Below are 24,213 nucleotides of genomic sequence, written 5' to 3'. Positions count from 1 at the left end.
GTCGAGCGTCGTCATGAACGCCGTGCCCGCGCAGGCCGCCGGAGTCGCCTCCATCGCCCTGGTCTCGCCGCCGCAGAAGGCGTTCGGCGGCTCCGTCCACCCCACGATCCTCGCGGCGGCCGCTCTGCTCGGCATCGACGAGGTCTACGCGGTCGGAGGCGCCGGAGCCGTCGCCGCACTGGCCTACGGCGTCGACTCGATTGGGCTGGACCCCGTCAGCATCATCACCGGGCCGGGCAACGTCTGGGTCACCACCGCGAAGCGCCAGGTGCTCGGGCAGGTCGGCATCGACTCCGAGGCGGGCCCGACCGAGATCCTCGTGATCGCCGACGACTCCGCCGACCCGCGCCTGGTCGCCGCCGACCTGGTCAGCCAGGCCGAGCACGACGAGGCCGCCTCCGCGGTCCTGGTCACCGACAGCGCCGAGCCGGGCAGGGACCGGCTCGCCACAGACACCGCGAACCGGCGATCAGCGTGTCAGCGGATCGTCGTAGCCGTACGCACGACGCTCTCACCGACCCGGCCACCCTCCCCAGCCGACCGCGCCGAGCCGGGCAGGGACCGGCTCGCCACAGGCACGGCGAACCGGCGATCCGCGTGCCAGCGGATCGTCGTAGCCGGACGCATGACGCTCTCACGAACCCGGCCACCCTCCCCAGCCGACCGCGCCGAGCCGGTCGGGGACCGGCTCGGAATTCAATACAGACAGTTCGGCCCCAGCAGGCTCTTCAGCTCGCCGAAGAGGTCCGGGGTGATGCGCACGGGGAACGGCACCTCGAACACGCGGGCCGTGTCGCCCTTGATGAGCTTCAGCCGCACCTCGGTCTGGCCGGAGTGGCGGATGAGCACGTCGCTGAGCTGCGAGACCGTGTCGGTGGTCGCGCGCGACTCGGGCATCGAGACGGTGAGCGGTCCCGAGTCGCCGTCCTGGCTCATCTCGGGGGCGAACAGGCTGAACGCGTGCAGGTTCATCCCGTCGTCGCGCATGCTGACGCGGCCTCTGACGACGACGATGGAGTCGTTCGTGAGCGCCGGGGCGAACTCCTGGTACGCCTTCCCCATGAACATGCAGGTGATCTCGCCGCCGAAGTCCTCGACCTGGATCATCCCGTACTGGTTGCCGGAGGCCTTGGCCATGCGGTGCTGGACGCTCGTGACGAGGCCCGCGACGACCACGGTCTCGCCGTCGGCGATCGTCTCCGAGATCAGCAGGTCGGCGATCGTGGTGCTGTAGTGCTTGGCGAGCTCGGTCTCGAGTCCGGCGAGCGGATGGTCGGACACGTAGAGCCCGAGCATGTCGCGCTCGAAGGCGAGCTTGTCGCGCTTGGCCCATTCGGGCCGCTCGGGCACCTGGATCGCGGCCTGCGGCTCGTCCCAGAGGCTGTCGAAGTCGAAGCCGACCTGGCCGTTCGCCTCGTTGCGCTTCTCCCCCACCGCCGCCTCGACGGCGTCCTCGTGCACCTCGACCAGGGCGCGGCGGGTCGAGCCGAGCGAGTCGAAGGCGCCGGCCTTGATCAGCGACTCGATGGTGCGCTTGTTGGTCACCTGCAGCGGCACTTTGCGGAGGAAGTCGTGGAACGTCTCGAAGCGCCCCTTCTCCTCGCGGGCGGCCCGGATGCCCTCGACGACGTTCATGCCGACGTTGCGGACGGCGCCGAGGCCGAAGCGGATGTCGGTGCCGACTGCGGTGAAGAAGCCGATCGACTCGTTGACGTCCGGCGGGAGCACCTTGATCCCCATCCGCCGGCACTCGTTGAGGTAGGCGGCCATCTTGTCCTTGGAGTCGCCGACGCTGGTGAGCAGCGCGGCCATGTACTCCGCGGGGTAGTGCGCCTTGAGGTACGCCGTCCAGTAGGAGACGACGCCGTACGCCGCCGAGTGCGCCTTGTTGAAGGCGTAGTCGGAGAAGGGCAGCAGGATGTCCCAGAGGGTCTTGACGGCCTCCATCGAGTAGCCGTTGGCGATCATGCCGCCCGAGAAGCCCTCGAACTGCTTGTCCAGCTCGGATTTCTTCTTCTTGCCCATCGCGCGCCGCAGCAGGTCGGCCTGTGCGAGCGTGAAGCCCGCGAGCTTCTGCGCGATCGACATGACCTGCTCCTGGTACACGATCAGGCCGTAGGTCCCTCCGAGCACCTCCGAGAGCGGCTCCTCGAGCTCCGGATGGATAGGGGTGATCTCCTGCACGCCGTTCTTCCGCAGCGCGTAGTTGGTGTGGGAGTCGGCGCCCATCGGGCCCGGCCGGTAGAGCGCGAGGACCGCGGAGATGTCCTCGAAGTTGTCGGGCTTCATCAGTCGGAGAAGGCCGCGCATCGGGCCGCCGTCGAGCTGGAACACGCCGAGCGTGTCGCCGCGGGCGAGGAGGTCGTAGGCGGCCTGGTCGTCGAGCTCGAGGTCCTCGAGCACGAGGTCCTGTCCGCGGTTGGCGCGGATGTTGTCGAGGGCGTCGTCGATGATCGTGAGGTTCCGCAGCCCCAGGAAGTCCATCTTGATCAGCCCGAGCGACTCGCACGCGGGGTAGTCGAACTGCGTGACGATCTGGCCGTCCTGCTCCCGCTTCATGATCGGGATGATGTCCAGCAGCGGATCGCTGGACATGATGACGCCGGCCGCGTGCACGCCCCACTGGCGCTTGAGGTTCTCGAGTCCGAGCGCGGTGTCGAAGACCAGCTTGGCCTGCGGGTCCTCGGCGATGACGTTGCGCACGTCGAGCGCTTCCTTGTAGCGCGCGTGGGCGGGGTCGTTGATGCCGCTGAGCGGGATGTCCTTGCCCATGATCGCGGGCGGCATGGCCTTCGTCAGCTTCTCGCCCATCCCGAACGGGAAGCCGAGGACGCGCGAGGCGTCCTTGAGAGCCTGCTTCGCCTTGATGGTGCCGTAGGTGACGATCTGCGCGACGCGCTCGTCGCCGTACTTCTCGGTGACGTAGCGGATGACCTCGCCGCGGCGACGGTCGTCGAAGTCGACGTCGAAGTCGGGCATGGAGACGCGGTCGGGGTTGAGGAAGCGCTCGAAGATCAGGCCGTGGCGCAGCGGATCGAGGTCGGTGATCTTCATGGCGTAGGCCGCCATCGAGCCGGCACCGGAGCCGCGGCCGGGACCGACGCGGATCCCGTTGCGCTTGGACCAGTTGATGAAGTCGGCGACGACGAGGAAGTAGCCGGGGAAGCCCATCTGCAGGATGACGCGGGTCTCGTAGTCCGCCCGGTCGCGCACCTCCTGGGAGATGCCGTCCGGGTAGCGCTCGCGCAGTCCGGCCTCGACCTCCTTCACGAACCAGGTGTCCTCCGTCTCGCCCTCCGGCACCGGGAAGCGGGGCATGTAGTTCGCCGAGGTGTCGAACTGGACGTCGCAGCGCTCCGCGATGAGGAGCGTGTTGTCGCAGGCCTCGGGGTGGTCGCGGAAGACCTGGCGCATCTCGCGCGGCGACTTGAGGTAGAACTCGTCCGCGTCGAACTTGAAGCGCTTGGGGTCGTCGAGGGTGGTCCCGGACTGCACGCAGAGCAGCGCCGCGTGCGAGGTCGCGTCGTGCGCGTGCGTGTAGTGCAGGTCGTTGGTGGCGACCAGCGGGAGGTCGAGGTCCTTCGCGAGCCGGATGACGTCGCCGATCACCCGCCGCTCGATGTCGAGGCCGTGATCCATGATCTCGGCGAAGAAGTTCTCCTTGCCGAAGATGTCGCGATAGTCGGCGGCCGCCTGGCGGGCCTCCTTGTACTGGCCGAGGCGCAGGCGCGTCTGGACCTCGCCGCTCGGGCAGCCCGTGGTGCCGATCAGGCCCTCGGAGTACTGCGAGAGGATCTCGCGGTCCATGCGCGGCTTGAAGTAGTAGCCCTCGATCGACGCGCGCGAGGAGAGGCGGAAGAGGTTGTGCATGCCCGTCGTGGTCGAGCTGAGCAGCGTCATGTGGGTGTACGCGCCGGAGCCGGACACGTCGTCCCCTCCGCCGTCGCCCCAGCGGATGCGGGTCTTGTCGGAGCGGTGCGTCCCCGGGGTGAGGTAGGCCTCGGTGCCGATGATCGGCTTGATCCCCGCCGCCGTCGCGGTGCGCCAGAAGTCGAAGGCGCCGAACACGTTCCCGTGGTCGGTCACGGCGATGGCCGGCATGCCCTCCTCGACCGCCGCGTCGATCAGCGGCTTCACCCGCGCTGCACCGTCGAGCATCGAGTACTCGCTGTGCACGTGGAGGTGGACGAAGGAATCGTTACTCGGCAAGGATGCGCCTCCGGCGGACTGCGGGCAGGGGAGGGATGGCCAGCGACCCGGGAGGGCCCGTGGACACGGCGGGAAGAAGTCTAACCGCGCCGGACGCGGGTCCGGCCGGGAGAGCGCGGATCACTCCCCGCGCAGCACCTCGAGGGCGTGCACCAGGTCGTCGGGGTAGGACGCCTCGAACTGCACCCACTCCCCCGAGCCCGGGTGGGTGAAGCCGAGCCGGACCGCGTCGAGCCACTGGCGGGTGAGGCCGAGCCGCTTCGAGAGGGTCGGATCGGCGCCGTACATGGCGTCGCCGACACACGGGTGGCGCTGGGCGGCCATGTGCACGCGGATCTGGTGGGTGCGGCCGGTCTCGAGGTGGATCTCGAGGAGGGAGGCGAACGGGAAGGCCTCGATCGTCTCGTAGTGGGTCACCGAGGGCTTGCCGTCGGCGCGGACCGCGAACTTCCAGTCCGAGGACGGGTGGCGGCCGAGCGGGGCGTCGATCGTCCCGGCGAGCGGGTCGGGGTGGCCCTGCACGACCGCGTGGTAGACCTTCTCGACCGTGCGGTCGTGGAACGCGCGCTTGAGGTGCGTGTAGGCGCGCTCGGACTTCGCGACGACCATGAGGCCGCTCGTGCCGGCGTCGAGCCGGTGCACGATGCCCGCGCGCTCGGCCGCACCGGAGGTCGACACGGTGAAGCCCGCGGCGGCGAGGGCGCCGAGCACCGTCGGTCCCTCCCAGCCCACGGCGGGGTGCGCGGCCACTCCGACGGGCTTGTCGATCACCACGATGTCGTCGTCGTCGTGCACGATGCCGAGGCCGGGGACCGCCATCGGCACGATCCGCGGCTCCTCGCGCGGGCTCCACTCGACGCTCAGCCAGGTGCCTGCGTGCACGCGGTCGCTCTTGTCGAGGACCCGTCCGTCGGCGCTCACTCCGCCCGCCTCGGCGACCTCGGCCGCGAAGGTGCGCGAGAAGCCGAGCAGCTTCGCGACGGCCGCGTCCACGCGGAGGCCGTCGAGCCCGTCCGGGACCGGCAGCTCTCGGGACTGCGCCATCAGCGTCCGCCGGGGCGGTCGGCGTCGCGGGCCGCCTCCTCGACGGAGGAGGCCGCTGCGGGGGCGCCCGCTCCGGGGGCGGCGGGAGCGCCGTTCTCGGACACGACCTGGTCCTGCTCGTCGCGGCCCGCGCGCTCACGGGTGCCGTCGAGGCCTACGCCCCGCACGCTCAGGAGGACGAACAGCGCCATCGCCGTGCAGATCGCGATGTCGGCGACGTTGTAGATCGCCGGGAGCAGCCACGGCGTGAAGAGGAAGTCGACGACGTGTCCGAGCCCGAAGGAGGGCTCTCGGAACAGCCGGTCGAAGAGGTTGCCGAGGGTGCCGCCGAGCAGCAGGCCGAAGAAGACGCCCCACGCGGTGGAGCGGATCCGGCGCGAGAACCAGATCACGGCGACGACGACGCACGCCGCGATGATCGAGAAGATCCAGGTCGACCCGCTCGCGAGGGAGAAGGCGGCACCCGGGTTCTTCACGTAGTGCAGGATCAGGACGTCGCCGAGGACATGGACGTCCTCGCCCAGGGTCAGGTTCGTCGTGACCAGGAGCTTCGCGGTCTGATCGATCGCGAAGACCGCGAGCGCGACGAGGCCGAGGGTGACGAGCACCCTCGGCCTGACGTCCGCTGCGGCGGGACTACGCCCCAAAGCCCGACAGCGAGGACTCCGTCGACGCCGGCTGGGTGTCGAGGTCGCGGAGCTGGCCCTCGATGTAGCTCTTCAGCTTCTGGCGGTACTCGCGCTCGAAGGTGCGGAGCTCGTCGATGCGGTGCTCGACCGTCGCGCGCTCCTCCTCGAGCTTCGCGACCTGCTGGCGCTGCTTGGCCTCGGCCTCGGCGACGATGCGGGCGGCCGTGGCACGGCCCTCGGCGACGAGAGCGTCGCGCTTCTCGGCACCCTCGCGCACGTGCTCCTCGTGGAGGCGGCGGGCGAGCTGCAGGAGTCCGCTGGAGCTCTCGGCCTCGTCGACCGGAGCCGACTGCGAGGAGCTGACGGGAGCGACGACCGGTGCGGGAGCCGGGGTGGGCTCGGGCTCGGGCTCGGGCTCGGGCTGCGGCTCCGGCTCGGGTGCCTCGTCGACCACCGGGGCGGGAGCAGGAGTGCTCTCGCGCGGGGCGTCGGGGACTCGGGCGTCCGACGGGCGGCTGTCGCCGGAGGAGAGGCGCTGACGAAGCTCCTCGTTCTCCTGGTTCAGGCGGCGGAGCTCCACGACGACCTCGTCGAGGAAGTCGTCGACCTCGTCCTGGTCGTATCCCTCACGGAACTTGGTCGGCTGGAACCGCTTGTTGACAACGTCTTCGGGAGTGAGCGCCATGGCTTTCCACCTTCGATTTCAAGTAGGTACACGTTTAACAACGCGCGACTAAAGCTAGCAACTTCAGGCGCACGGCGCAGTGCTGACACCGCGGGGAACGTCCGGACGTGCCAACGATACAGGGACGGTCAGGCGCGCTGGAGCCACGTGGCGATGTACATGCCCACGATGACGCAGAGCATGGTGAGGCTCCAGCCGAAATCGAGCGCGATCGGACCGATCGAGACCGGCTTGATCAGGCGTCGGAAGAAGCCGATCGGCGGGTCCGTGACGGTGTAGACGCCCTCCGCGGCGACGAGGCCGGCACCGCGGGGGCGCCAGTCGCGTCGGATCACGCGGACGAGGTCGAGCACGAACCGCGCCCACATCGCGAAGAAGTAGAGCAGCAGCACGAAGTACAGGACGCTCCCGAGGAGCGAGACGACGGAGGTCACCGGGGGCCAGGGCTCCCCGGGATCAGGACTTCGCGAAGAACGACGCGTCGGCGTCGCTCTCGGCGGAGGCGGAGTCGCCGGCGACGGTGATGTGCGACGGCGAGAGCAGGAAGACCTTGCTCGTCACGCGCTCGATGCGGCCGTAGAGGCCCTGCGAGAGTCCGCTCGCGAAGTCGATGAGGCGGCGGGCGTCCGCATCGCTCATCTGCGAGAGGTTGATGATCACGGGGATGCCGTCGCGGAAGTTCTCCGCGATGACCTGCGCGTCGCGGTACTGCTTCGGGTGGACGGTGAGGATCTCGTTCATCTCGGCGGGTGCCGTCGCCTTCGGGGTCTGGGGGGTGGGCTTGCGGAGCGGGGTGACCGTCGCGCGGGGCTGCTGCACCGGCTCGACGGGAGGGACGGGCTGCACCGGGGAGACCGGTGCGCGGTGGACCGTCGCCGGGGCCGCCTCGACGGGCTCTGCGCGCTCGTACTCGACCTCTTCGTCGGCGAGTCCGAGGTAGACCATCGTCTTCTTCAGCGGGTTGGCCATGGGGTGTCCTCCGTGTCGTGTGTGCTCCCACAGGTGGGTCACCACGAGGTTAGGTGCGGGCGGGGCGTTCTCCGGTGATTGCCGATCCGATTCGCAGGTGTGTCGCACCCTCCGCGATCGCCTCGGCGAAGTCGTTCGACATGCCCGCCGAGATCGCCGTGGCGGAGGGCTCGACGGCGCGCACGCGGTCGGAGATCGACCGGAGCCGGGCGAAAGCCGGACGGGGCTCCTCGTCCAGCGGAGCGACCGCCATCACGCCGCGCAGCGTGAGGCCGGGCGCCCCGGCGAGAGCCTCGGCGAGGGGCTCGACGTCGGCGGGCGACGCTCCCCCGCGGTCGGGATCCTCGGTGAGGTTGACCTGCAGGAACACGTCGAGCGGCTCCTCCCCCGCCTCCAGCAGCGGGACGAGCGCGAGCCGGTCGACGGAGTGGACCGCGTCGGCGTAGCGGCGCACCTGGCGCGCCTTCTTGCTCTGGAGCTGCCCGATGAAGTGCCAGCGCGCAGCGGTCCCCGCCAGCTCGGCCGACTTCTCCTGCGCCTCCTGGTGCCGGTTCTCGCCGAAGTCGACGACGCCCAGCTCGAGGAGGTCGCGGAGCAGCGACACGGGGTGGAACTTGGTCACCACGATGGTCGTGACCGAGGACGCCTCGCGACCGGCCGAGCGGGTCGCGTCGGCGACCCGCTCGGAGACCTCGGCCCAGCGCGCGGCCAGCTCCGGATCCGGCACGACTACTTGAGGAAGTCGGGGATGTCCAGGTCGCTGTCGTCGTCGTCGAAGGACGGGTCGGCGACAGGGGCCGGGGCGGCGACGGGGGTGCTCGACCAGATCGAGCCGGCCGCAGGCGCCGCGGCGGGAGCCGGGACGGGCTCAACGGCCGACTCGCTCGCCGAGCTCTGCTGCTGGCGCGGCTGGGCGATCGCGGCCTGAGCGGTCCCGCCCGGCTCTCCGCCGTCGAAGCCCGCGGCGATGACGGTGACGCGCACCTCGTCGCCGAGCGTGTCGTCGATCACGGCACCGAAGATGATGTTCGCCTCGGCGTGCACCGCCTCCTGGACGAGGCGCGCCGCGTCGTTGATCTCGAAGATGCCGAGGTTCGAGCCGCCCTGGATCGAGAGGAGCACGCCGTGCGCGCCGTCGATGCTGGCCTCGAGCAGCGGTGAGGCGACGGCCAGCTCGGCCGCCTTGATCGCGCGATCGGCGCCGCGCGACGAGCCGATGCCCATCAGCGCCGAGCCCGCGCCCTGCATGACCGACTTCACGTCGGCGAAGTCGAGGTTGATCAGGCCGGGCGTGGTGATCAGGTCGGTGATGCCCTGGACGCCGGCGAGGAGCACCTGGTCGGCGGTCGCGAAGGCCTCGAGCATCGAGATGCCGCGGTCGCTGATCTCGAGCAGGCGGTCGTTCGGAACGACGATGAGCGTGTCGACCTCGTTCTTCAGCGTCGCGACGCCGGCCTCGGCCTGCGTCTGCCGACGGCGTCCCTCGAACCCGAAGGGCTTGGTCACGACGCCGATGGTGAGGGCGCCGATCGACTTGGCGATCCGCGCCACGACGGGCGCGCCGCCGGTGCCGGTGCCGCCGCCCTCGCCCGCGGTGACGAAGACCATGTCGGCCCCCGCGAGGACCTCCTCGATCTCCTCGGCGTGGTCCTCGGCGGCGCGGCGGCCGACCTCGGGGTCGGCGCCGGCGCCGAGTCCGCGGGTCAGCTCGCGGCCCACGTCGAGCTTGACGTCGGCGTCGCTGAGCAGGAGCGCCTGGGCGTCCGTGTTGATCGCGATGAATTCGACACCGCGCAGGCCGAGCTCGATCATGCGGTTGACGGCGTTGACGCCGCCTCCGCCGATGCCGACGACCTTGATCACGGCGAGGTAGTTCTGGTTTGAAGTCACGTCTCCGGCCTCCGGGCTGAACCTTAAACCTGTAGTTGAGGCTTAAAGTTATGCTGAGTATGCATTTGGGGTTCGGCTCCGACGGTAGGCGGAGTCCGGTCGCGCTCCCAGCAGACACGCCCGCAACGCTCGAAAGAACGCGCGGATCCGCCGCCGGTCAAGGCCGGGGCGCCACGACGGCGGCCTGGGGCGAGGACACGTCGTAGGTGCCGACGACGGCGGGGTCGGTCGCGGCCATCAGCTTCTCGAGCACGACGGCCTTGAGCGCCGACTCGTCCGACCCGCCCCAGACGACTTCCGTGCCGTTCTGCAGGGTGAGCGAGACGTCGTCGCCGGTCGTGGCCGTGGCGGCCGTCACCTGCGGAGCGAGCGACGCGGGCAGGGAGCGCAGCACCCGCGCGGTCGCGCGGAAGCCGGCTCCCGAGGCGTCGCCGGACGCGGTGGTGAGGACCGGGTAGCCGGGCTGCGCCGAGTCCGCCGTCTCGATGACGACTCCGGCCGCGTCCACGAGCTCGAAGCGGCCCCCCGCCGCGATCACGCCGAGGGGCGTGCGCTCGACGATCGACACCACGAGGGTGCTCGGCGGCCGGGTCTGCACCGAGTAGCTCTGGATGAGCGGGGACGCGCCCAGCACGCGGCCGACCTCGTCCCGGTCCACCAGGGTGAGCGGGACGCCGAGCTGGTCGTCGAGCTCGCTCTGCAGGGCGGCGGCGTCGACGCGCTGGGTGCCCGAGATCTCGATCGTGCGCACGGCCATGAGCGGCGAGAAGGCCGCGACTCCGACGATGAGGGCGAGGGCGACGAGCGACCCGGCCACGACCAGGGCGATCAGGCGGCGCCGACGCGCGCGCTTCGTGAAGCGGCGGACCTCCCCCCGCTCGTAGCGCCTCCGCTCGCGGGCGGCCCGGGAGACGGCCCGGTTCTCGGCTCCGGGCAGGCGCAGGCCCGAGAGGGTGCGGCGGACCGCGCCCGCGCGCGACGGAGTGCGCTCGGCCGGCTCCGGGTCCACGCGGATCGCGGAGACGATCCGGATCGGCTCGGTGTCCGGCTCCGGCTCGCCGCCGCGCGTGGGGACGCTCCGACCGGGCGCCGGAGGGCGTCCGCCGTCGGGCCGCTTCACGGCCGCTCCCCCGCTTCGGGCGCGAGGACCGCGGTCATCGTGCGACCGGCGCGGCCTCGCTCGCGCCGAGCGACTCGAGCACCTGCGGGATGATCCGGTAGACGTCGCCGCAGCCGAGGGTGATGACGAAGTCGCCCTCGCGCGCGATGCCGGCCGTGAGGCGGGCCGCCTCCGCCCAGTCCGGGACGAACGAGACGTGCGACGGGTCGGCGAACTTCTCGCTGACCAGCGCTCCGGTCACTCCGGGCTCCGGATCCTCGCGCGCCCCGTAGACGTCGAGGACGATCGTCTCGTCGGCGTAGCGCTCGAGCGTCTCGGCGAACTCGCGGGCGAAGAGGCGGGTGCGGCTGTAGAGGTGCGGCTGGTGCACGGCGATGATGCGGCCCTCGCCGACCACGGTGCGCGCGGCGGAAAGGGCGGCGGCCACCTCGGTGGGGTGGTGGGCGTAGTCGTCGTAGACGCTGACTCCGCGGACCGCTCCGTGCAGCTCGAAACGGCGCTCCGTGCCTCCGAACGCCGACACGGCCTCGAGCGAGGCGGCCGGATCGAAGCCCAGGCCCACCAGCACTGCGAACGCGCCGGCCGCGTTGATCGCGTTGTGACGGCCGGGGATGCGGAGGCGGGCCGAGTAGCGCCTGCCCTCGTACTCGACCGAGAAGCCGACGGGGCCGACGAGGTCGAGGTCGACGACGCGGACGTCCGCCCCCTCGGCCTCGCCGAAGGTCAGCACCCGTCCGCCGACCAGCCACTCGGTGACGCGGACGGCGCCGGGGTCGTCGGAGGAGATGACGACGAGCTCGCTCGCGGAGGAGGCGAAGGTGACGAAGGCCTCCTCGAACGCCTCCAGCGATCCGTAGTGGTCGAGGTGGTCCGGGTCGACGTTCGTGATGAGGGCGACCGCGGTGTCGTAGAGGAGGAAGCTGCCGTCCGACTCGTCGGCCTCGACGACGAAGACCTCGCCGGAGCCGGCGGCGGAGGAGGTGCCGAGGCTCTCGATGATGCCGCCGTTGACGAAGCTGGGGTCGGCGTCGACGCCGAGCAGGCCGGTGACGATCATGCCGGTCGACGTGGTCTTGCCGTGCGCTCCGGCCACCGCGACCAGGCGCCTGCCGCGCACCAGCCAGGCGAGGGCCTGCGAGCGGTGCAGCACGGGCAGGCCGCGCTCCTTCGCGAGCAGGTACTCGGGATTGTCGGGCCACAGGGCGGAGGTGACGACGACCGCCTCGGCGTCCCCGAGGTTCGCCGCGTCGTGGCCGATGGCGACCGGGACGCCGAGCTCCCGCAGCTGCTCGATGGGGTGGGACTCGCGGACGTCGGACCCGGTGACCCGGTGCCCGGCGTGGTGGAACAGCCGGGCGATCCCGCTCATCCCGGAGCCGCCGATGCCGATGAAGTGGACCGAGCCGAGCTCGTCGGGGACGGTGATGCCGAGGTCGGGCTTGATCACGGGGCTCTCGCTTTCGGGTGGGTCGCGGCGGGCGGGAGGGGCCTCCCGCGGTGCGCCGGATCAGTGTAGACGGTGGGCGGGAGTGCTCTCCCGAGCCGCGCGGAGCGGGCTCAGCGCGGCTCGGAGAGGGTCGACTCGATCAGGTCGACGAGCCGCCCGGAGCCGTCGCGGACTCCCACGCGGGCGGCCCGGCGCGCCATCTCGTCGCGACGGGCGGTGTCGCCCAGGAGCGGTACGAGCTCCCGCTGGACCCAGCCGGGGAGGAAGGCGGCGTCCTCGACGAGGACCGCTCCCCCGGTGTCGACGACGCCGCGCGCGTTGTAGCGCTGCTCGCCGTTGCCGACCGGGTACGGGACGTAGACCGCAGGCAGACCGAGGGCTGTCAGCTCGCTGACCGTCGCTGCCCCCGCGCGGGAGACGGCCACGTCCGCGGCGGACAGCGCGAAGTCCATCCGGTCGCAGTAGGCGAGGAGGTGGTAGCCGGCCACCCCCGGGTCCGTGATCTCGGCGCGGTCGCCCGTGATGTGGAGGACCTGGAAGCCGGTGGCGACGAGATCCCGGGCGGCGGCGTGCACCGTCGCGTTGATCCGTCGAGCGCCGAGGGAGCCGCCGGTGACCAGGAGGGTCTGCCGGGACGGGTCGAGGCCCAGCGCCGCCATCGCCTCGTCGCGGCGCGCGGCCCGGTCGAGCTCGGCGATCTCGCGGCGCAGCGGCATGCCGACGACCCGCGCGTGCGGCAGGGGCGTGCCCTCGAAGGCCACGCCGACCGAGCGGGTCGCGCGCGCGCCGAGACGGTTGGCGAGCCCGGGGCGCGCGTTGGCCTCGTGGACGGTGAAGGGGACGCCGGCGCGGCGCGCCGCCAGGTAGGCGGGTGCTGCCGCGTACCCGCCGAAGCCGACCACCGCGTCGATCCGCCGGTCGCGGATCGTCCGGACGATGCCGGCGATGGTCGCACGGAAGGCTCCGGGGAACCGCAGCGCCGCCGCGTTCGGGCGGCGCGGGAACGGCAGCCGCGGGATCACCGAGAGCTCGTAGCCGCGGAGGGGGACGAGGCGGGCCTCGAGCCCCTCGGCGGTGCCGAGCACGAGCACCTCGTCGTCCGGGTTCCGCCTGCGGATCTCGTCGGCCGTCGCGAGCAGCGGATTGACGTGGCCGGCGGTGCCGCCGCCGGCGAGGAGGTAGCGGGTCACTCCGCCGCCGCCTTCCTGCGGCGCAGCACGCCCGCGCCGGGCAGGGGCGCGGTCTGAGTGCGGGCGAAGGAGAGGACGACGCCGATGGCGAGGAGCGAGCTGAGCAGGGCGGTGCCTCCGGAGGAGATCAGCGGCAGCGGGACCCCCAGCACCGGGAGCACCCCCAGGACGACGCCGATGTTGACGAACGCCTGGCCGATCAGCCAGACCATGATCGCGCCGGTGCTGATCCGCACGAACGGATCGGAGGACGCGTGGATGACGCGGAAGAAGGCGACCGCGAGGACCACGAACAGCGCCAGGACGACGATCGCTCCGATCAGCCCGAGCTCCTCGCCGATGATGGCGAAGATGTAGTCGTTGTCCGCGGCGGGCAGCCAGGACCACTTGGCCTTGGAGTTGCCGAGGCCCACGCCGAAGATCCCGCCGGAGGCCATCGCCCAGGTGCCGTGCACCGGCTGCCAGCACGAGTTCTGGTACTCCTCGACGTTGGAGCAGTCGCCGAGGAAGGACATGATCCGGGTGAGGCGGTTGTCGCTGGAGACGGCGAACAGCACCGCTCCGATCGCGCCGACCACCACGATCGGCACGAGGACCTTCATCTGGACGTTCGCGTAGAAGAGCGCGGCGAGGACGATGCCCGCCATGATCACGACCGTGCCCAGGTCGCCTCCGATGAGGACCAGTCCGATCGCTGCGCCGCCGACGATCAGGACGGGGATGAGCGCGTCCTTCCAGTCCTTCGGCGACCGGTAGCGGCGGGCGAGCAGGAGCCCCAGCCAGAGGGCGAGCGCGAGCTTGATGATCTCGGAGGGCTGCATGCTGAAGGCGCCGAGGCGGATCCAGTTGCGGTTCCCGCCGACGGAGTCGCCGAGCGGTGTGAAGAGCACGAGGCACTGGAGGACGCAGCCGGCGATGAGCAGGATCGGCGTCACGCGCTTCCACACGCCGAGGGGCAGCCGCGAGACCACCAGCATCATCGGGATCCCGAGGAGGGCGAACCCGCCCTGGCGCAGGAAGCCCCCGAAGGAGTCGTCGCTCGACACGTAGGAGGTGACCGACGAGGAGGAGAGCACCATCGTCAGTCCGAACAGCACCAGGAAGAGCGTGGTTCCGAAGAGGAGGTAGAAGTTCGGCGAGTGGGAGGCGAAGACCTTCGAGAGGACGATCCGCGCGGAGCGGGCCCCGCTCCGGTCCTTCCCGCGCGGCTCAGTGCGCGAGCGGCCCGCGGGGCGGCTCGTCGTCGGAGCGGTCATCGGCTCCCCCTCCCAGGTGTGTCGCCACGGCGGCCGCGAAGGAGCGGCCCCGAGCCGCGTAGTCGAGGAACTGGTCCATCGAGGCCGCGGCGGGTGCGAGCAGGACGACGTCCCCCGAGCGGGCGAGCGTCGCGGCCGCCTCGACGGCCGCCTGCATCACCGCACCAGTGTCGTCCGGCACCGCCTCGCTCACGGGGAGGGCGGGCGCGTGTCGTCGGAATGCCGCGAGCAGCGCCGAGCGGTCGGCGCCGATCACCACGGCGCCCCGCAGGCGGCCGACGTGCGCGGCCACGAGGGCGTCCACGTCGACGCCCTTGAGCAGGCCGCCGACGACCCAGACGACCGACGGGTACGCGCGCAGCGAGGCGTCGGCGGCGTGCGGGTTCGTGGCCTTGGAGTCGTTCACCCAGGTCACCCCGTCGTGCTCGGCGACGACCTGGATGCGGTGGGCGTCGAGCTCGAAGGACGCCAGCGCGGTGCGGACGGCCGTGACCTCGATCCCGCACGCTCGGGAGAGCGCTGCCGCGGCGAGCACGTTCTGGACGATGTGCGGAGCGGCGAGGTTCCGAGCGGCGAGCTCGTCCACGGTGGTGATCTCGAGGGCACTGGTGCGGCGGTCCTCGAGGAAGGCGCGGTCGCAGAGGATGCCGTCGACGATCCCGAAGTCGCTCGGGCCGGGCACGCCGAGGCCGAATCCGATCGCCCGGGCGCCCTCCACCACCTCGGCGTCGAGGACCATCTGCTCGGTCGCCGCGTCGGCGCGGTTGTACACGCAGGCGACGCGAGTGCCGGCGTAGACCTTGCCCTTGGCCGCGCGGTAGGCGTCGAACGAGCCGTGCCAGTCGAGGTGGTCGTCGGCGATGTTGAGGCACGCGCTCGCGATCGGCTCGATCGCGCCCAGGTAGTGCAGCTGGTAGCTCGAGAGCTCCACGACGAGGACGTCGAAGCCCTGCGGGTCGCGGACCGCGTCGAGCACGGGCACGCCGATGTTGCCGCAGGGGGCGGCGCGGAGGCCGCCGGCCACGAGCATCGTCGCCGTGAGCTGGACGGTCGTGGTCTTCCCGTTGGTGCCGGTGACGGCCACCCAGTCGGCCGGAGTGCCGTCGGCGCGCACGACCTTGTCGCGGACGCGCCAGGCGAGCTCGACGTCGCCCCACACGGGGATCCCGGACTCCGCCGCCCACACGAGGATCGGGTGCGTCGGCCGGAAGCCGGGCGACACCACGACCAGCTCCGGTGAGAACGCGTGCAGCTCCTCCGGAGCGGAGTCGAGGCGGTCGGCCCGGTGCAGGCGGGCGCCGATCACCTCGAGCAGGCGCTCGCGCTCCTCATCGGCGCGGTCGGCGAGGACCAGCACCTCGGAGCCGAGCTCGGTCAGGGTGTCGGCCACCGAGAACCCGGTGACGCCCAGGCCCAGCACGGCGACGCGCAGGCCGCGCCAGTCCGAGTGCCAGCTGCGGAGGGAGTCGGGACGGGCGGGATCGGTCATGCCAGCGACAGCCATTCCAGGTAGAAGAGCCCGACTCCGGCGGCGACGAAGATGCCGGCGATGATCCAGAACCGGACCACGACGGTGATCTCGGCCCAGCCCTTGAGCTCGAAGTGGTGGTGGAGCGGGCTCATCAGGAAGATGCGCTTGCCCCGGGTCAGCTTGAAGTAGATCCGCTGGAGGATGACCGAGCCGGTCACGATGACGAACAGGCCGCCGATGAGGATGACCAGCAGCTCGGTGCGGGTGAGGATCGCCAGGGCCGCGAGCGCGCCGCCGAGGCCGAGCGAGCCGGTGTCGCCCATGAAGATCTGCGCCGGCGAGGTGTTCCACCAGAGGAAGCCCACCAGGGCGCCGGAGACGGCCGCCGCGATGATGGCCAGGTCGAACGGGTCGCTCACCTGGTAGCACTTGTCGACGACCTCGGGGTTGAGGTGCTGGTCGAAGCACCACTGGTTCGACTGCCAGAACCCGATGATGACGTAGGAGCCGATCGCGAGGATCGAGGACCCGGTGGCGAGTCCGTCGAGCCCGTCGGCGACGTTCACGCCGTTCGACGTGCTGGTGACGATGATGCAGATCCACAGCACGAACAGGCCGATGCCGATCCAGCCGAGGGAGGCGAAGTCGAACGGCAGGTCGCGGATGAACGAGATCGAGGTGGACGCGGGGGTGAGCCCGTTGGAGTCGCGGACCATGATGGCGATCACCGCGAAGGCCGCGGCGACGATGACCTGGCCGGCGATCTTCGCCCAGCCGCCGAGGCCGAGGCTGCGCTGGTTGCGGGTCTTCAGGAAGTCGTCGACGAAGCCGACGAGCCCGAGCCCGACCATCATGAAGAGCACCAGCAGGGCCGACGGCGCGATCGCCCGGTTGCCGAACAGCATCCCGAGGAAGTAGCCGACCACGGTGCCGATGATGATGACGATGCCGCCCATCGTCGCCGTGCCGTGCTTGACGTGGTGCGACTTCGGTCCGTCCTCGCGGATGAACTGGCCCCACTGCAGGCGGTGGAAGAGGCGGATGAACAGGGGCGTCATCAGGAGCGTGAAGGCTCCGGAGAACGCGCCGGACAGGAGGAGTGCCCTCATCGGTGACGCTCCCCGAGACGGTCGGCGAGGAAGCGCAGCCCCGCGGAGTTGGACGACTTGACCAGCACGGTGTCGCCGGGTCGCAGGTAGTCCTCGAGGAGGTCGAACGCCTCGTCGGAGGTCTCCGCGAAGACGGACTCGCCGCTCCACGATCCCTCGCGCTCGGCCGCGACGTGGATCCGGCGGGCGCCTCGGCCCACCACCACGATCTGGGAGATGTTGAGGCGGACGGCCAGCAGGCCCACGCGCTCGTGCTCCTCGTCGGCCCACTCGCCGAGCTCGCTCATCTCTCCCAGGACGGCGACGGTGCGCCCCCCGGGCTTCGCGATCTGGGCGAGGGTGCGCAGGGCGGCCGCGGTGGAGTCGGGACTCGCGTTGTACGCGTCGTTGATGACGCGGACGTCCTCGCCGCCCAGGACCTCCATGCGGCCGCGCTCGGCGAGGGTGACGGTCGCGAGAGCCTCGACGATCGCGGGCAGCGCCACTCCGACAGAGAGCGCGGCGGCGGTCGCCGCGAGGGCGTTCATCACGTGGTGCTCGCCGAGGACGCGCAGCAGGAGCTCGGCGCGAGCGGCCTCGCGGCCCTCCCCCGCCGAGACCTCGATGGCGAAGCGGGTGCCGTCGGCGGTCGCGTCGATGTCGACGGCGCGGACGTCCGCGCTCTCGCCGCGGCCGAACCAGAGGACCCGGGCGGCGGTGCGGCCCGCCATCGAGGCGACCCGGCCGTCGTCGGCGTTCAGCACGGCGACGTCGTCGGAGGTGAGGTCGGCGACCATCTCGGTCTTGGCCTCGAGCGTGCGCTCGATCCCGCCGAACTCGCCGGCGTGCGCGAGGCCCACGGCGAGGACGACGCCGACGTCGGGCCTGGCCATCCGGACGAGGCGGCGGATCTCGCCGACCGCGCTCGCGCCCATCTCGGCGACGAGGAAGCGCGTCGACTCGGACACCTGGAGCATCGTGATCGGCGCGCCGACCTCGTTGTTGAAGGATCCGCGCGGAGCGACCGTCTCGCCGACCCGCTCGAGGACGGTGCGGAGGAGGTTCTTGGTCGTCGTCTTGCCGTTCGAGCCGGTGACGCCGATGACGGTGAGCCCGCCCTTCGCGCGGACGCGCCGGACGACCTCGGTCGCCAGCGCTCCGAGCGCCTCGACGGAGTCGTCGACGAGGACCTGCGGCACGTCGAGGTCGAGCGGGCGCTCCACGATGAGGAGCGCGGCACCGCGCTCGAGAGCGGCGGGAGCGAAGAGGTGGCCGTCGGTGTGCTCGCCGCGCTTGGCGACGAAGATCCCGCCGGGCGCGATCTCGCGGGAGTCGGTCTCGGTCGCTCCGTCGATCACGGTGGCGGCCGTGGCGGACGAGCCGGCCAGGTGGAGGCGTCCGGAGACGGCCTCGGCGATCTCGGTGAGGGTGAGGGCGATCATCTACAGCCAGCCCGCCTCGCGCAGCGCGTGACGGACGTCGTCTCTGGCCGAATACGGCATGTGCACTCCTGCGATCTCCTGGTGGTCTTCGTGGCCGGGCCCGGCGTAGAGGATCGAGTCCCCTTCGCGCGCGAGGGCGACGGCGGCGCGCACGGCGGCGCGCGGGTCGGCGATCTCGTGGATCTCCCGGTCGGGCACGGCGGCCCGGGCGCCCTGGAGGAGCGCGGCGCGGATGGCGGCCGGATCCTCCCAGCGCGGGTGGAAGTCGGTGACGACCACGACGTCGGCGAGGCGGGCGGCGATGGCGCCCATGTCGCTCCGCTTGGTCGTGTCGCGGTCCCCGTCCGCCCCGAACACCATGAACAGGCGGCCGGGCGTGATGGTCCGCAGCGCCTCGAGCGCGTTCTGGAACGCGTCGGGGGTGTGGCCGTAGTCGACGTAGACGCGCGGTCCGCGCTCCCCCGAGACGAGCTCGGCGCGGCCCGGGATGTAGACGTCGAGACGGCTGTCCTCGAGCGCGTGCGCGACGGCGTCCAGGTCGAAGCCCGACTCCACCAGCATCACGATCGCCAGCGCCGCGTTGGACGCCATGTACCAGCCGATCAGCGAGACGGTGACGACGACGGAGCGGTTCTCGGGCCCCTCCAGGCGGAAGGTGGTGCTGTCGGGCGTCGCGTCCAGCACCGTCATCGACCAGTCGGCAGGCGTCGTCGGGGCGACTCCGACGACCGGAGAGCCGGCGAGCGTCGCGACGGGGATGCGGCTGCGCTCGGCGAGCTCGCGCCCCCAGGCGCTGTCGACCGTGACGACGCCGCGGCGTGCGCGCTCCGGCTCGAAGAGGTCGGCCTTGGCCTCGAAGTACTCGCGCAGATCGGAGTAGTCGTCGAGGTGGTCGTGGCTGAGGTTCGTGAAGCCGACGACGTCGAAGACGAGGCCGTCGATCCGGTGCCGCGTGAGCGCCTGCGCCGACACCTCGATGGAGACCGCGCGGACGGCGGACTCGCGCATCCGAGCGAGCAGGCCGTGCAGCTCGCTCGCCTCGGGAGTGGTCAGCGAGCTGACCACGGCGACGTCGCCGATCCGGCGCTCGGCGGTGGAGCTGAGGCCGGAGACGACTCCGAGCCGGCGCAGCAGCGCGTCGAGGATGTAGACGACGCTCGTCTTGCCGTTGGTACCCGTCACGCCGAAGAGCGTCGGGACGTCCTCGCGGGTCCGGTGGATCCACGCGGCGACGTCGCCGAGGGCGGCCCGCGGGTCGGGAGTCACCAGCACGGGCAGGCCGCTGTCGGCGGCGAGCTCCGCTCCGGCGGGGTCGGTCAGCACGGCGACGGCTCCGGACGCCGCGGCAGCGGACGCGAAGGCCGCGCCATGGGCACGGCGTCCTGCGACACCGACGTAGAGGTCTCCGGACTCGACCTGGTTCGAGTCCAGCGTGACTCCGCTCACCTCGACGCCCTCGAGGCCGCGGACCGGGCCGAGGGAGAACTCGGCCACGAGCTGCGAGAGGCTCCGCGGCACGGGGTGCTCGGGGCGGAGGGAGGACTGCGGGCGAGGGTCGTGCACTGCCCGCTCTTTCTCTCGTTCTGGTGCGTGGATCGTGGTCCCGGCGGGGCTCACCACGTCGTGGGGTACTCGACGGGCGGCACCGTGGACGGCTCCACCCGGTTGGTCTTGAGCACCTGCGTCATGACCTGCTGGAAGACGGGAGCCGTCGCCTGGGACGTGTTCATCTTAACCGGATCGGCGATGGTGACCGTCACGACGTACTCCGGGTCCTCCGCAGGCGCGAGCCCGGCGAGTGAGACGGTGTAGCTCTTCGAGTAACCGCCCTTCCCGTCGGGCTGCTGCGCGGTACCGGTCTTGGTGGCGATGTTGTAGCCGTCGACGTGGATGTCGTTCGCCAGCCAGCCCTCGTTGTAGTGCGTCTGCAGCATGTCGACGACCTGCTTCGCGGCCGAGCTCGACACCACCTGGGTGCCCGTCGCATCGGGGACGTCCACGACGGAGCCGTCGGCCGTGGTGCAGCCGTCGATCAGCTGCGACGGGAGCCGCACTCCGCCGTTGCCGAGCGTCTGGTAGATGCTCGCGACCTGCACCGCGGTCGCCGAGACGCCCTGGCCGAACATCGTCGTGTAGTTCGTCTGGTTGTCCCAGTCCTGGTAGTCGGCGAGCAGGCCGCCCTCCTCGCCGGGGAAGCCGCTCGTGGTGGGCGTGCCGAGACCGAACTTCTGCAGGTAGTCGTAGCGGGTCTGGGCCGACAGGCGGGAGCCGAGCATCGAGATGCCGACGTTCGACGAGTCCTTGAGGATGCCGGTCAGCGTGTAGTTCGTCGGGGTGTGCGCGAAGTCGTCGCTGAACGAGGCGCCGTCCTTCTCGAAGGAGTCCGGGACGACGACCTGGGTCGTCGGGCCCGCCTGGCCCTGGTCGATCAGCATCGCGGCCGTCATCGGCTTGAAGGTCGAGCCCGGCTCGAACGGCGCGCGGAAGGCGCGCGAGCTGCGGTCTGCGGAGGCGCTCGCCTCGACGTTGTTGGGGTCGACGGTCGGCGTCTCGGCCACGGCGAGCAGCTTGCCGGTCTTGACCTCCTGCACCACGACGATCCCGTAGCTGCCGCCGACCTCGGCGACGCGCTGCGAGAGGACCTGCTGGGAGTAGTACTGGAGGTCGGAGTCGATGGTGAGCTTCAGCGTCCCGCCGTCGACGGCCGGGGTCTCCGAGACGGTGCTGCCCGGGATCCGGACGTAGTCGGCGCTGCGCTCGTAGCTCTCGGACCCGTTCTGCCCCGCGAGGCAAGTGTTCTCCGCGTACTCCATGCCCTCCTGGGCCGCTCCGTCCGCCCCGACGTAGCCGACGAGGTTGCCGGCCACCGCGCCGTTGGGGTAGCTGCGTCCCTGCTGGGTCTCGAAGTAGGTCCACGGGATGTCGAGCGCGACGAGCTTCTGGTAGGCCTCGAGGTCGAGCCCCTCCGAGAGGATCAGGTAGTTGGCCTTCGCGTCCTTCGCGAGCGCGGCGTCCACCGCTCCGGTGATCTGCTCGACCGACTGCCCGGTGATCGCGCCGATCTCGGAGGCGGCCTGCTGCACGCTGACCATGACCTTCTGGTCCTCGCCCAGCTCGCGCGGGAACTCGGCCACGTTCTTCGGCGAGGTCGTCAGCCGGTAGCGCGTGGTGGTGTCCGCGAGCACCGTCCCGGAGCGGTCCACGATGGGGCCGCGCTGGCCGTAGGTGACGACGCTGTTCGACTGGTTCTGGGCGGCCGCATCGGTGAGCTCGTTCGCCCGCACGATCTGGATGTCCACCAGCTTGCCGATGAAGAGTCCGACGACGGCGACGATGATGACGAACGTGACGGCCGTGCGGCGTCTGCTCGAGCGGTGGTGTCTCACTGCGGCGGTGTCCTTCTTGCTCCGGGCGGGCGGGCCGCCGTTCGTCGGGTCCGGATGGTCGTCGTGCGCCCCGCGAGGCGGGTGCCCGCACGGAGGCGGACCGCGACGCCGTGCGTCAGTGCGTGATGGGCGCGGGCAGCTCGCCCTGCAACGGTACGGCCGCGCCGTCGACAGCCGGGGAGGACGCGCTCGCGCCGGGCTGGAGAGCCGGGACGAGGGCGTTGGGCACGAGCGGCGCGGAGGCGGTGCCCGCGACTTCGCTCGACGCGGCGGAGGAGGGGTCGCCCAGCACGGCGCCGTCCGAGAGGCGGAGGTAGACCGGCGCGGTATTGGCGACCATTCCCAGGCCCTGCGCGGCGGTGGCGAGGTTCTGCGGCGAGCTCAGCGTGTCGACGGCGTCCTGCTTCTCCGCGTTGCTGCGGGTGAGCGACTTCTGCTCGGTCTGCAGCGCCGAGATCTGGTAGGCCCCCTGCGAGAGGCCGACGCTCACCAGGAGCTGGACGACGATGATCGCGAAGAGGCCGGCGACGGCGACGATCCCGTAGACGAGCTTCGGGCGCGACTGCGCCTGACCGGCCGGGACGGCCTCGATGCGGGGGCGGGGCGCCTCCTCCTCGGGGCGTGCTCGGCGGGCGGTGTCGATGACGGCGGGGTCGATGACGGCGGTGGCGCTCATGCGGTGCTCCTGATCCTCTCGGCCGCGCGCAGACGCACGGGTGTCGCTCGGGGGTTGCGGGCCTTCTCGTCGTCGGAGGCGAGCTCGGCTCCGCGGATGACGAGTCGGAACTCGGGTCGGTGCTCCGGCAGCTCCATCGGGAGGCCGGCCGGGGCGGTGGAGGAGGACGCGGCCTGGAGCGCGCGCTTGACGATCCGGTCCTCGAGCGACTGGTACGCCTCGACGACGATCCGCCCGCCCTCGTTGATCCGGCCCAGCGCGGCGGGGATCGCCCGCTCGAGGACGGACAGCTCCTGGTTGACCTCGATCCGCAGCGCCTGGAAGACGCGCTTGGCGGGGTGGCCGTTCCGCTGGATCGCGATCGGGGTCGCCGCCTGGATGATCTCGACGAGACGGCCGGAGCGCTCCAGCGGAGCGTCGCGGCGGGCCTCCACGATCTTCTTGGCGTAGCGCGCGGCGAGGCGCTCCTCGCCGTACTCGTGGAAGATGCGGCGCAGGGCGGTCTCGTCGTAGTCGGCGAGGATGCTCGCCGCCGTGAGCGGGGCGGTCGAGTCCATCCGCATGTCGAGTGGCGCGTCCTTGGAGTAGGAGAACCCGCGCTCGGTCTCGTCGAGCTGGAGCGAGGAGACGCCGAGGTCGAAGAGCGCACCGTCGATCGTGTCGATGCCCAGCTCGTCGAGCACGTCGGGCAGCTCGTCGTAGACGGCGTGCACGAGGTCGATCCTGGAGGCGTGGGCGGAGAGCCGCTCCCCCGCGAGCTGCAGCGCCTCGGGGTCGCGGTCCAGGCCCACGAGGTGCAGGCCGGGGAAGCGCTCGAGCAGCGCGAGCGAGTGCCCGCCCATGCCGAGCGTCGCGTCGACGACGACCGCCCCGTCGCGCTCCAGCGCCGGAGCCAGGAGCTCGACGCAGCGCTCGAGCAGCACCGGGAGGTGCCGCTCCTCGGTCGGGCGCGGAGCGCCCTTCGGAGTGTTCTCTGCCATGGCGGTCCCGCCGTTCCCGTTCCTGTCGTCCGATCCCCATCCACCTCGCGTCCGGACACCGGGGAAGGTGCGTCCGGGCGCCGAGTGGCTGGGAGTCGCGCGACAGGACCTAGAACAGGCCGGGGATCACCTCCTCCTGGGTGTCGGAGAACACGGACTCCTGCTCCTCCAGGTAGGTCTCCCAGGCGCCCTGCGCCCAGATCTCGGCGCGGTTGCCCGCTCCGATGACGGTGAGGTCGCGGTCGAGGCCCGCGTACGCACGCAGCGGAGCCGGGAGAGTCACGCGGTTCTGCTTGTCCGGCGTCTCGGCGCTCGCGCCCGAGAGGAACACCCGGAGGAAGTCCCGTGCCTGCTTGCTGGTCACCGGCGCCTGCCGGATCTTCTCGTGCATCACCTCGAACTCGGCCTGGCTGAACACGTACAGGCACCGCTCCTGGCCGCGCGTGACGACGACTCCGGAGGAGAGCTCGTCGCGGAACTTGGCGGGGAGGATCACGCGGCCCTTCTCGTCGAGTTTGGGGGAATAGGTGCCGAGGAACACGGACTGCCCCCCACTTCTTCCGGCCAAGGATGGTGTGTCCTCCACAGTACTCCACTTCCCCCCACTCACAACCCCGGCGCGGCGCGGGGCGCGCCGGAGAGGCCCCGGTCATCCGCGTGTTTCCGCGGAATCGCGACAGTGGGGCGAAGTGGAGGGGGAAGGTCGCTGGAGGGAGGCCGCGGGCACGAAA

20 protein-coding genes and 1 pseudogene are annotated in these 24,213 nt (G+C 71.3%); 1 reads left to right on the top strand and 20 read right to left on the bottom strand.

Annotated elements, in window-relative coordinates; translation table 11 throughout:
- A pseudogene (locus C5D04_RS01600) lies at positions 1-421 on the top strand (histidinol dehydrogenase); the annotation flags it as partial.
- A 275-nt stretch (positions 422-696) separates the two neighbouring features.
- On the opposite strand, the gene dnaE reads toward C5D04_RS01600, so the two are convergent.
- The 20 genes from dnaE to mraZ all read right to left on the bottom strand — a co-directional run bounded on the left by dnaE (position 697) and on the right by mraZ (position 24,023).
- On the bottom strand, positions 697-4,158 hold the full coding sequence (gene dnaE, locus C5D04_RS01595) for a DNA polymerase III subunit alpha (RefSeq protein ID WP_244229655.1): 3,462 nt from the start codon (positions 4,156-4,158) through the stop codon (positions 697-699).
- 171 nt (positions 4,159-4,329) lie between these two features.
- Positions 4,330-5,253, bottom strand: a complete 924-nt coding sequence (locus tag C5D04_RS01590; RefSeq protein ID WP_104233341.1) for an RluA family pseudouridine synthase — start codon at positions 5,251-5,253, stop codon at positions 4,330-4,332.
- Positions 5,253-5,861, bottom strand: a complete 609-nt coding sequence (gene lspA, locus C5D04_RS01585; RefSeq protein ID WP_104267390.1) for a signal peptidase II — start codon at positions 5,859-5,861, stop codon at positions 5,253-5,255. The genes C5D04_RS01590 and lspA overlap by 1 nt, the downstream gene beginning before the upstream one ends.
- A 28-nt stretch (positions 5,862-5,889) precedes the next feature.
- The gene (locus tag C5D04_RS01580; RefSeq protein WP_104347102.1) at positions 5,890-6,567 is read right to left on the bottom strand and encodes a DivIVA domain-containing protein; all 678 of its coding nucleotides are present in this window, start codon (positions 6,565-6,567) and stop codon (positions 5,890-5,892) included.
- A gap of 128 nt (positions 6,568-6,695) precedes the next feature.
- Positions 6,696-7,001 carry a YggT family protein gene (locus C5D04_RS01575; RefSeq protein ID WP_258059242.1) on the bottom strand — a complete coding sequence of 102 codons (306 nt, stop codon included), beginning with the start codon at positions 6,999-7,001 and terminating at the stop codon, positions 6,696-6,698.
- Between the two features lie 22 nt (positions 7,002-7,023).
- Positions 7,024-7,536, bottom strand: a complete 513-nt coding sequence (locus tag C5D04_RS01570) for a cell division protein SepF (protein WP_104292475.1) — start codon at positions 7,534-7,536, stop codon at positions 7,024-7,026.
- A gap of 49 nt (positions 7,537-7,585) precedes the next feature.
- The gene (locus C5D04_RS01565; protein ID WP_104222598.1) at positions 7,586-8,263 is read right to left on the bottom strand and encodes a YggS family pyridoxal phosphate-dependent enzyme; all 678 of its coding nucleotides are present in this window, start codon (positions 8,261-8,263) and stop codon (positions 7,586-7,588) included.
- Positions 8,264-8,265: 2 nt separating this feature from the next.
- The gene (ftsZ, locus tag C5D04_RS01560; RefSeq protein ID WP_104292474.1) at positions 8,266-9,426 is read right to left on the bottom strand and encodes a cell division protein FtsZ; all 1,161 of its coding nucleotides are present in this window, start codon (positions 9,424-9,426) and stop codon (positions 8,266-8,268) included.
- 157 nt (positions 9,427-9,583) lie between these two features.
- Positions 9,584-10,546, bottom strand: coding sequence for a cell division protein FtsQ/DivIB (locus C5D04_RS01555; protein ID WP_104292473.1), 963 nt, complete (start codon positions 10,544-10,546; stop codon positions 9,584-9,586).
- Positions 10,547-10,580: 34 nt separating this feature from the next.
- Complete coding sequence (murC, locus tag C5D04_RS01550; RefSeq protein WP_104292472.1) at positions 10,581-11,993, bottom strand: UDP-N-acetylmuramate--L-alanine ligase; 1,413 nt, start codon at positions 11,991-11,993, stop codon at positions 10,581-10,583.
- 110 nt (positions 11,994-12,103) lie between these two features.
- Positions 12,104-13,183, bottom strand: a complete 1,080-nt coding sequence (locus tag C5D04_RS01545; protein WP_104347101.1) for a glycosyltransferase — start codon at positions 13,181-13,183, stop codon at positions 12,104-12,106.
- Positions 13,180-14,439 (bottom strand): putative lipid II flippase FtsW, encoded by a 1,260-nt coding sequence (gene ftsW, locus C5D04_RS01540; RefSeq protein WP_104222593.1) that lies wholly within the window; start codon positions 14,437-14,439, stop codon positions 13,180-13,182. Before ftsW ends, C5D04_RS01545 begins: the two co-directional genes overlap by 4 nt.
- Positions 14,393-15,928, bottom strand: coding sequence for a UDP-N-acetylmuramoyl-L-alanine--D-glutamate ligase (gene murD, locus C5D04_RS01535; protein ID WP_104347100.1), 1,536 nt, complete (start codon positions 15,926-15,928; stop codon positions 14,393-14,395). The genes ftsW and murD overlap by 47 nt, the downstream gene beginning before the upstream one ends.
- A complete protein-coding gene (mraY, locus tag C5D04_RS01530; RefSeq protein ID WP_104222591.1) occupies positions 15,925-17,019 on the bottom strand; it encodes a phospho-N-acetylmuramoyl-pentapeptide-transferase in 1,095 nt (364 codons plus the stop codon). The genes murD and mraY overlap by 4 nt, the downstream gene beginning before the upstream one ends.
- Positions 17,016-18,440 carry a UDP-N-acetylmuramoyl-tripeptide--D-alanyl-D-alanine ligase gene (gene murF / locus C5D04_RS01525; RefSeq protein ID WP_104347099.1) on the bottom strand — a complete coding sequence of 475 codons (1,425 nt, stop codon included), beginning with the start codon at positions 18,438-18,440 and terminating at the stop codon, positions 17,016-17,018. Before murF ends, mraY begins: the two co-directional genes overlap by 4 nt.
- The gene (locus C5D04_RS01520; protein WP_104238697.1) at positions 18,441-20,003 is read right to left on the bottom strand and encodes a Mur ligase family protein; all 1,563 of its coding nucleotides are present in this window, start codon (positions 20,001-20,003) and stop codon (positions 18,441-18,443) included.
- A gap of 50 nt (positions 20,004-20,053) precedes the next feature.
- Positions 20,054-21,826, bottom strand: coding sequence for a penicillin-binding protein 2 (locus C5D04_RS01515; protein ID WP_244229623.1), 1,773 nt, complete (start codon positions 21,824-21,826; stop codon positions 20,054-20,056).
- A 115-nt stretch (positions 21,827-21,941) separates the two neighbouring features.
- The gene (locus C5D04_RS01510) at positions 21,942-22,502 is read right to left on the bottom strand and encodes a hypothetical protein (RefSeq protein ID WP_104222588.1); all 561 of its coding nucleotides are present in this window, start codon (positions 22,500-22,502) and stop codon (positions 21,942-21,944) included.
- A complete protein-coding gene (gene rsmH, locus C5D04_RS01505) occupies positions 22,499-23,482 on the bottom strand; it encodes a 16S rRNA (cytosine(1402)-N(4))-methyltransferase RsmH (RefSeq protein WP_104347098.1) in 984 nt (327 codons plus the stop codon). The genes C5D04_RS01510 and rsmH overlap by 4 nt, the downstream gene beginning before the upstream one ends.
- A 109-nt stretch (positions 23,483-23,591) precedes the next feature.
- Positions 23,592-24,023: a division/cell wall cluster transcriptional repressor MraZ gene (mraZ, locus tag C5D04_RS01500; protein WP_104295642.1), complete on the bottom strand. Its 432-nt coding sequence runs from the start codon at positions 24,021-24,023 to the stop codon at positions 23,592-23,594.
- Positions 24,024-24,213 lie beyond the last annotated feature (190 nt).

Source organism: Rathayibacter sp. AY1D2, assembly GCF_002932695.1.
Lineage (GTDB): Bacteria > Actinomycetota > Actinomycetes > Actinomycetales > Microbacteriaceae > Rathayibacter.
This window is presented reverse-complemented; position numbering and strand designations above follow the sequence as displayed.

Coding starts and splice junctions, on each gene's coding strand:
- mraY (WP_104222591.1), bottom strand. CDS start 17,019: ATGAGGGCACTCCTCCTGTCCGGCGCGTTCTCCGGAGCCTTCACGCTC.
- murD (WP_104347100.1), bottom strand. CDS start 15,928: ATGACCGATCCCGCCCGTCCCGACTCCCTCCGCAGCTGGCACTCGGAC.
- dnaE (WP_244229655.1), bottom strand. CDS start 4,158: ATGCTCGACGGTGCAGCGCGGGTGAAGCCGCTGATCGACGCGGCGGTC.
- murF (WP_104347099.1), bottom strand. CDS start 18,440: ATGATCGCCCTCACCCTCACCGAGATCGCCGAGGCCGTCTCCGGACGC.
- C5D04_RS01510 (WP_104222588.1), bottom strand. CDS start 22,502: ATGAGCGCCACCGCCGTCATCGACCCCGCCGTCATCGACACCGCCCGC.
- C5D04_RS01590 (WP_104233341.1), bottom strand. CDS start 5,253: ATGGCGCAGTCCCGAGAGCTGCCGGTCCCGGACGGGCTCGACGGCCTC.
- ftsW (WP_104222593.1), bottom strand. CDS start 14,439: ATGACCGCTCCGACGACGAGCCGCCCCGCGGGCCGCTCGCGCACTGAG.
- C5D04_RS01580 (WP_104347102.1), bottom strand. CDS start 6,567: ATGGCGCTCACTCCCGAAGACGTTGTCAACAAGCGGTTCCAGCCGACC.
- C5D04_RS01570 (WP_104292475.1), bottom strand. CDS start 7,536: ATGGCCAACCCGCTGAAGAAGACGATGGTCTACCTCGGACTCGCCGAC.
- rsmH (WP_104347098.1), bottom strand. CDS start 23,482: ATGGCAGAGAACACTCCGAAGGGCGCTCCGCGCCCGACCGAGGAGCGG.